Origin of the sequence: Flammeovirga aprica JL-4 (assembly GCF_012844305.1) — a bacterium.
Lineage (GTDB): Bacteria > Bacteroidota > Bacteroidia > Cytophagales > Flammeovirgaceae > Flammeovirga > Flammeovirga aprica.
Genome location: NZ_JABANE010000024.1, coordinates 86,822 through 93,661 on the forward strand (window position 1 = coordinate 86,822; position 6,840 = coordinate 93,661).

General features: G+C 31.6%; 7 protein-coding genes. 6 read left to right on the forward strand and 1 reads right to left on the reverse strand.

Annotated elements, in window-relative coordinates:
- The first annotated feature begins 145 nt into the window (after window positions 1-145).
- The 4 genes from HHU12_RS11050 to HHU12_RS35030 all read left to right on the forward strand — a co-directional run bounded on the left by HHU12_RS11050 (window position 146) and on the right by HHU12_RS35030 (window position 3,914).
- Entirely contained in the window at window positions 146-1,084 is a 939-nt protein-coding gene (locus tag HHU12_RS11050) for an Rpn family recombination-promoting nuclease/putative transposase (protein WP_169656802.1), read from the forward strand.
- A 151-nt stretch (window positions 1,085-1,235) separates the two neighbouring features.
- On the forward strand, window positions 1,236-2,537 hold the full coding sequence (locus tag HHU12_RS11055; RefSeq protein ID WP_169656803.1) for an RHS repeat domain-containing protein: 1,302 nt from the start codon (window positions 1,236-1,238) through the stop codon (window positions 2,535-2,537).
- Complete coding sequence (locus HHU12_RS11060; RefSeq protein ID WP_169656804.1) at window positions 2,534-3,082, forward strand: hypothetical protein; 549 nt, start codon at window positions 2,534-2,536, stop codon at window positions 3,080-3,082. Before HHU12_RS11055 ends, HHU12_RS11060 begins: the two co-directional genes overlap by 4 nt.
- 643 nt (window positions 3,083-3,725) lie before the next feature.
- A complete protein-coding gene (locus HHU12_RS35030) occupies window positions 3,726-3,914 on the forward strand; it encodes a hypothetical protein (RefSeq protein WP_205959857.1) in 189 nt (62 codons plus the stop codon).
- Between the two features lie 3 nt (window positions 3,915-3,917).
- On the opposite strand, the gene HHU12_RS11065 is transcribed toward HHU12_RS35030, so the two are convergent.
- A complete protein-coding gene (locus HHU12_RS11065) occupies window positions 3,918-4,550 on the reverse strand; it encodes a hypothetical protein (RefSeq protein ID WP_169656805.1) in 633 nt (210 codons plus the stop codon).
- A gap of 383 nt (window positions 4,551-4,933) precedes the next feature.
- On the opposite strand from HHU12_RS11065, the gene HHU12_RS11070 reads away from it, so the two are divergent.
- Window positions 4,934-5,440, forward strand: coding sequence for a hypothetical protein (locus HHU12_RS11070; protein ID WP_169656806.1), 507 nt, complete (start codon window positions 4,934-4,936; stop codon window positions 5,438-5,440).
- Between the two features lie 116 nt (window positions 5,441-5,556).
- Complete coding sequence (locus tag HHU12_RS11075) at window positions 5,557-5,955, forward strand: hypothetical protein (RefSeq protein ID WP_169656807.1); 399 nt, start codon at window positions 5,557-5,559, stop codon at window positions 5,953-5,955.
- The last annotated feature ends 885 nt before the right edge of the window (window positions 5,956-6,840 follow it).

The window sequence follows — 6,840 nt, forward strand, 5'->3', positions numbered from 1 at the left end:
TAGATTGGCTTGTTTCATAAAAAAGAATTTAAAATCCCTCACTACAATTCCTAAAATAATAATTTCCCAACAAGCATTAGAAATAATTTTATTCTTAACTTTACCTTCGGAAATACCATCATTTCCTTCACGAAAAAGTACAATAATGAAAAATGATTTAATACGTTTTGATTGGGCAATAAAACGCCTCTTAAGAAATCAAGCGTATCATGTAATTTTAGAAGGCTTTCTTTCTGAATTGATGCAAGAAGACCTTACGATTGATAGTATTTTAGAAAGTGAAGGAAACCAAGAAACGGCTTCCGATAAATTCAATCGCGTTGATATATTGGTAAAAAACCAAAAAGGAGAATATGTGATTATTGAGGTACAGAATCAACTAGAATACAATTACTTTCAACGTATGCTTTACGGCACTTCAAAAGTACTTACAGAGTATATTTCATTAGGAGAATCTTACCAACATGTCAAAAAGGTTTACTCTGTGAATATTGTGTATTTTGATTTGGGTCAAGGAGCCGATTATGTCTATCATGGCAAAACTGATTTTAAGGGCATTCATCAAAAAGATAAATTAGAGTTATCAGGCAAACAGAAAGTGTTCTTAGGAGAGGAAAAAACGCCCTCTGATTTATTTTCTGAATATTACATTATCAAGGTGAATCAATTTGACGATGTGGCAAGAAACACGCTAGATGAATGGATTTACTACTTCAAAAACAATGAAATCAAAGACGACTTTAAAGCGAAAGGACTAGAACAAGCGAAAGAAATATTGAAAGTAGATAAGATGTCAAAATCCGAACAAGTAAGCTATAAGAATCATATTGTAAATCTTATGGATGAAGCCAGTAGGGAGCGTACTTTGGAAATGGAGGCGATAATTAAGGAAAGAGAAATAGGTAAGGAGATAGGTAAGGAGATAGGTAAGGAGATAGGTAAGGAGGAAGGACTCAAAGAAGGAAAAAAAGAACAGGCTATTGAAACAGCAAAGAATTTACTTCAAATGGGCTTATCAATAGAACAAGTAGCAAAAGGTACAGGTTTAACAATTGAAGAAATAGAAGCATTGAATAAGAGGTAGTTAGGGAAGTCGTGTAATAAAGAATCAAACAATAAGTAGTTTTGATGCCAACAGCGCACCAAAATCCACGGTCAAATACCTTTATGATGCACAAGGCAATAGAATTTCAAAACAAGTCATTGCTTCTAAAAACCCTAAAACTACCTACTATGTGAGGGACTCCTCTGGCAATGTAATGTCCATCTATAAGGTAGATGCATCCACACCAGCACCTAAAATCAAAGAGTTGCCCATTTATGGCTCCAACCGTTTAGGGCAACACAACGGTAAAGGTGCAGTACATCAATTGGCTTCTTATAAAAGGATTTATGAATACGCCAATCACTTAGGCAACGTTCTAGCCACTACCCATGACAATGGTGATATCCTTTCACTTTCAGATTACTTCCCATTTGGTCTAGCCATGGAAGATCGTTCTTTCCAAGAGGCTGATTATAGGTTTGGGTTTAATGGTAAGGAAGGTGAGAATGCTTTTAATGGCCCAGGTGACAGTTTTGCACATTATGATTTTGGGGCAAGGATTTATGACAGCAGGATAGGTAGATTTTTATCTATTGATCTTTTGTGGAAAGAATATCCATTCTATTCTCCATACATATATGCATCAGATAACCCAATTTTATTAATTGATAATAATGGGGAAGGACCTGAACTTCCACCATTATGGGTTCAGGCAGCAATTACAGGGTTTAATAATAACTTTTTTAATGCCTTAATTTTTTCAAACAATACATCTAATGCAGAATTGTATAGATGGGTAAAAAGAGGAGGATCAATCAATGATTCCGAATTTAGAAGGTTTAAAGGAGTTTTTGGAGAGGCGATCATTTATGAAAAAATTCGAGATAGAGCAAGAAAGGCCCAAGTATCAGTTATGAATTCGCCTGTTTCTCCTGCAATTCCGACACCAGCAATTTTAGGGAAAAGAGTGAATTTTGGCATACCTTACTGGAATGCTTCAGAGGGGAAATTACTTCAAGTAGATGTTACAAGCTTAAAACTATCTGGTCACTTTGAATATGGACCGTTTCTTGCGGATATTGGTTTTACTGTTCAACATTATAATTTTGCTGGAAATTACTCTCAGGAAGTCCCTTTTTTATCAAAGAAAACCAAATGGTGGCGAATAAATTATGAGGTAAAAGCTTTAAGTTCTAAAAATACAGTTCGAAATTTGTACGATATGATTTCAAAGGGTATTGACCAAACAATTTCAAGGAGTGAGAGGAGTAATGATATAGGAGTGTTGGTAGTTGATAAAGAGGCATGGGAAAAAGTGGCAAATGATAGACAATATGGTCAATTGTTGCAATCAGAATATGAAAGGCTTACAGCTCATGAGGATGGAAAACAGAAACGTTTCTTACAATTAGAAAAAGATTTGTCAAAAAATGCTTCGAATGGAGTAATGGGGGTTAAATCAAGAATTGAAAAAGCTGATAATAATCAATGATGTATTTTCAAAATGATTACGGTTTGTCTGTTTTAGAGAAGAAAGATCTAGATAAGTATTTTAGTCTTCGTGATGATATACTTCTTAAACAGACTAATATTGAGGAATTAAAAAGAAATGCTGCACATTTATTTTCTTTAATAAAAGATCTCAAGTTAGAGGAAAAAAAGGCTAAAGAAAAATTGTTCATAGCATCTTTTGAGTTGGAAGATCTTTTACAGGATGCTTCAGATGACTATAGGACTGTTCTACAATATTTATTTTATTGGTTGTCATTGAGGTATACTAATGATCAATCTCTATTTTTTTTACACCCTATTAAAACTTATCCATTTTCATACTTTGAAGAAAATGGGGTTGAAATCGAATCATATTTGACTAGGGATAATGTAAAAGAGTTTGCAATTACGGATTTTGAGAATGACCTAAGTGATAATTTTATTGTATCTCACTTTCCCAAAAAATTATTGGAGTTATTTGAAATAGAGCCCCTCCCTTCCAATATGTATAATTATTATATTGTAATACACAGATACGACTTATAAAAAATGGATACTATAAGAATTGGCTTGACTTTACAAGGATATTTAATTTTAGGTTTTATTTTTCTTGTTATTCTTTTTTTTATGTTCAGAAAAAGAATTTGGAAAAAGAAATGAATCCCCCATTGTTCTAAGTATCAAGCCGTAGGCGTTACTTAGAATGATCCAATTGAATAAGTTTCCCCACTGTTTGTAATATTAAGCCTTTAGGCGTCATTACGAACTTTCCCACAGTTTAAGTTTGTAACTTATAACAATAAACCAAGCCAATCTACCCTCACGTAGATTGGCTAGTTTGTATAGTACAATTAGCATTAGAATGTAGTTTGAAATAAGCATACCCCGCATAAAATCAATCCATTTTGTAGTAATTACGCATTAAAGCCATGCAAGTGCTAGGACTTACACCATGTACGTAGTAGCACTTACAGTGTGTAAGTCCTAGGACTCGCACACCGTACGTCCCGGCATGTACAGTGTGTAAGTGCCGGGATGTACGATTGCAACAAAAAGGACCTATTCACGGGAAAGAGGGTATCATAGTAATGGGAAAGAGTTTCCCGTTCCAGTGCAAGTGGATAGACTCCCATTATAGTTTGGTAGTGCTCCCCACAGCATCAAAACCTTGACATTTTACTTCGTTTTTGTGATAAGAAAAAAGAGAAAGGGGCTTTTAAAGCAGAGCATAAGAGCTTACAGAAAAGTGCTAAGGCAGAAGGAAAGGGATATTTTTAATGAAGAAATGAAAGTTACAGGTGAAAATTTACCATCTTATAAAATTACTTCAAAAGGCGAAAAATACTTAAATACCCATAACCCTGATTATCTGAGATAATGTTCAATTGACTAATTTTTTTTTGAATTTAAATTCATCATTTAATAAAGAGATGAAATTAAAGAAAGCTGAATAATCCACAGAATTGATACCTTGCTTAAGATATTGCTCTGAGTAAAGTTCAGGATTAGAGTATATTATCTTTCTTTTTGCATTTTTTGTAAGAGCCTCAATTATATAATAGTTTCCATCGCCAAAAAACACTGTTTGTTTAAATGAATGCTTTTCAATAATTCGTTTATCAACGTCGTCTTGTGTTGGAAGATTTAAGTAATCTTTTGCTACTATTTCTTCCCATGTGTTAGACCAATTTCTAGTAAAAGTAATTGCTCTAAATTGGCTATTAAAGTCAAAATGTGAGGGACCATAAAAATTAAACTGTGTACTTTCTCCTCTCCAACTTCCATCTTTAATTCTTTGGATTTTTAAAAAGGAATGATCACCACTATGCAACAGTCCATACCATACTCTTATTTCTAAATCAACAGTGCTAAAATCGGGCCTGCGAATATTTAAAGAGTCACAAAATAATTGACAAGAATATTTAAACTTTTTTTGTTTGGTAACAGCAAAATTTTCTGAGGTTTTACATTGAACCATCATAAAATCAATAATTATTAATAGTAGAACTCTCATGACTAAATTTGTTTCATCTCAAAGGCCAATGAGATCAGCTGTTTGAGGTTAGTTTTTTATATTTTATTATTCTGATGTAAGTTAAGAGCTTTATGTAATGGTAGGGTATTTATGATAAAAAAATATTGGTAGGATGAATGAAATGATACCGCCAGCTAAACACTAGCACTAGTTTGGGGAACTTTTTAAAAAAGAAGCTAAATAACATAAAAGACAAATTAGTAACTTAGCTCTGTTAAAGTGAACTATACCTAAATTTGTTTCATTGTTGTACTATGCAATTCATTAGATTATTATTTTCAATATCTTTATTTTTATCGTGTTTTTTCAGTGGGACATACCAAGAAAAGAAGTGAGAAAGATCTGACAATTATATATTAAATATGGAAAATTACATTGAGACGTTTGTAAACGCTTATAATAATTATTTGACACTTGAGATGAATAAATTTGATGATGTGAAATTAATTATTAAAACTGATTATGAAGGTGATAAGACGGCAATTGAATACTTTAGAAATGGTTTTGACTTTCCGGCGAAATATGGATTTGTTGATTTTACTTTAACATTTTCAGAAATGGATTTTAATAATCAATATTACCACTTTGCTAATCATAATAACTATAATTTATTTTATGTATTAGATCGCCAATCAGGGGGTGTATATCTTTTGGATCTATCAGGAGAAATTAAAATGTGTTGTGGTATTGATGCAGAATCTTTTTTTCGTTCAATGATAATCGTTATTGAAGCTGAAATACAAAAAAGCACATTAGGTGTATATGAACTCGATAGCTCTATTGTTGACAAATATTTCAAGGAATGTCTTGCATTGAATAATAATGATCCGTCAGTATCTGAGTTCTATGATTTAATATTATGTGTATGATCTTTGTGACTGTTTGTAAAGTTAAGTTGATGCTTTTACTTATTTAGAGTTATGATTTAAATGTCTTTCTAATATCACCTAGAATAGAGCAGTCAATAAAAAAATATACAAGAATAATGAGTCAATTAAAATGTAAATGTGGTAACGTGATCTCTGATGTGTCAGATAGCTTACCCTATAAAGGTGAGATAATACCAGATCGAGCTTTTTATAATTTCTTAGATAAAGTAGAAAATTTTATTGAGACATTAATTGAGGCAACAAAGTCAGGTAAAAGGATTGAGTGGATCAGAAAGCATTTTTCATCCCTTTCTTATCCAGAAGATTTAGATGACACTCAAATGTTATGTGATATTCATGGCAACTATTATTCAAAGATTAAAAAAGATATTTATCAGTGTAATAAGTGTAACCGTCTATGGATTCAACAAAATAATACGGAGACATTTATTTCATTTGTACCTGAATCTGATGGTGATGAATGGAGTAATGTATTGCTTCCTCCATCTACTTAATTTTTAGTAAAATATGGAGTGTCAACTTAAAATGTTTGTAACTTATTACAATGAAAAATTCAATTTCAAGATCAAATGAACTCTCAACTCTTCAATATAAAACATCAGATATGTTATTTCTGTGATACTTTTATTTATAAAATATAGTTCAGGGAATAAGAAATCAAAAGATGTTTTAACTGGTAAAAGAAGCAATTTAGAATATGTTGGAGTGAGCTATTCTTCTCTAGTAAAAAACATCTATCCAATATACCACTGAAATAGTGATAAAATAGGTTGCTTTTTGATCGTAGAAGGTGTGAGTTATAGCCATTATGAATTGTTTTTAGTTAGTTATTTCATCAAATTAAGTGGTCAAGAAGTTGAAAATGTAGTGTTTTTGTATTTTAAGTCTCAGACATGAATCAGTGTGGAAGTTCTTAGTGACACCTTTCGGCTTAACACAAAGAATAGTGAGGGATGATCATATTCACAGTGGATTAAATCATTAATTTTCAATCATTAAATATTTGAATATGTTTATATTAATAATAATATCTCTATTTTTCAATGTGAAAAATTATACACAAAATGATTGTGTTTTAAACCTGAAAAATTATCATGTTAAAGAAATTTCTACCGGTGAAATAAATGTTATAAAATTTAACTTCAAAAAAGAGGAAATACATAAAAAAGGGTAGCACACTAGTTAAGTGTTGTTAGTCATCAAAAAATAAAATCCTGATTAAGTAATTTGTATTACAATGCAAATAAACACTCAGGATTTTTGTTGTGTAAACGAACACTGCCATGCTCGAGGACACTACAATAAAGGTAATATAATTGGTCATAATTTTAAACAAGGCCGATTAAAATGTAAGGAATGTGGTAAAACTTTTTCGATAA

What these genes read in the sequence shown, in the direction of transcription:
- HHU12_RS11050 (WP_169656802.1), top strand. Translation starts at nt 146, where the DNA reads ATGAAAAATGATTTAATACGTTTTGATTGGGCAATAAAACGCCTCTTA.
- HHU12_RS11060 (WP_169656804.1), top strand. Translation starts at nt 2,534, where the DNA reads ATGATGTATTTTCAAAATGATTACGGTTTGTCTGTTTTAGAGAAGAAA.
- HHU12_RS11065 (WP_169656805.1), bottom strand. Translation starts at nt 4,550, where the DNA reads ATGAGAGTTCTACTATTAATAATTATTGATTTTATGATGGTTCAATGT.
- HHU12_RS11070 (WP_169656806.1), top strand. Translation starts at nt 4,934, where the DNA reads ATGGAAAATTACATTGAGACGTTTGTAAACGCTTATAATAATTATTTG.
- HHU12_RS11075 (WP_169656807.1), top strand. Translation starts at nt 5,557, where the DNA reads ATGAGTCAATTAAAATGTAAATGTGGTAACGTGATCTCTGATGTGTCA.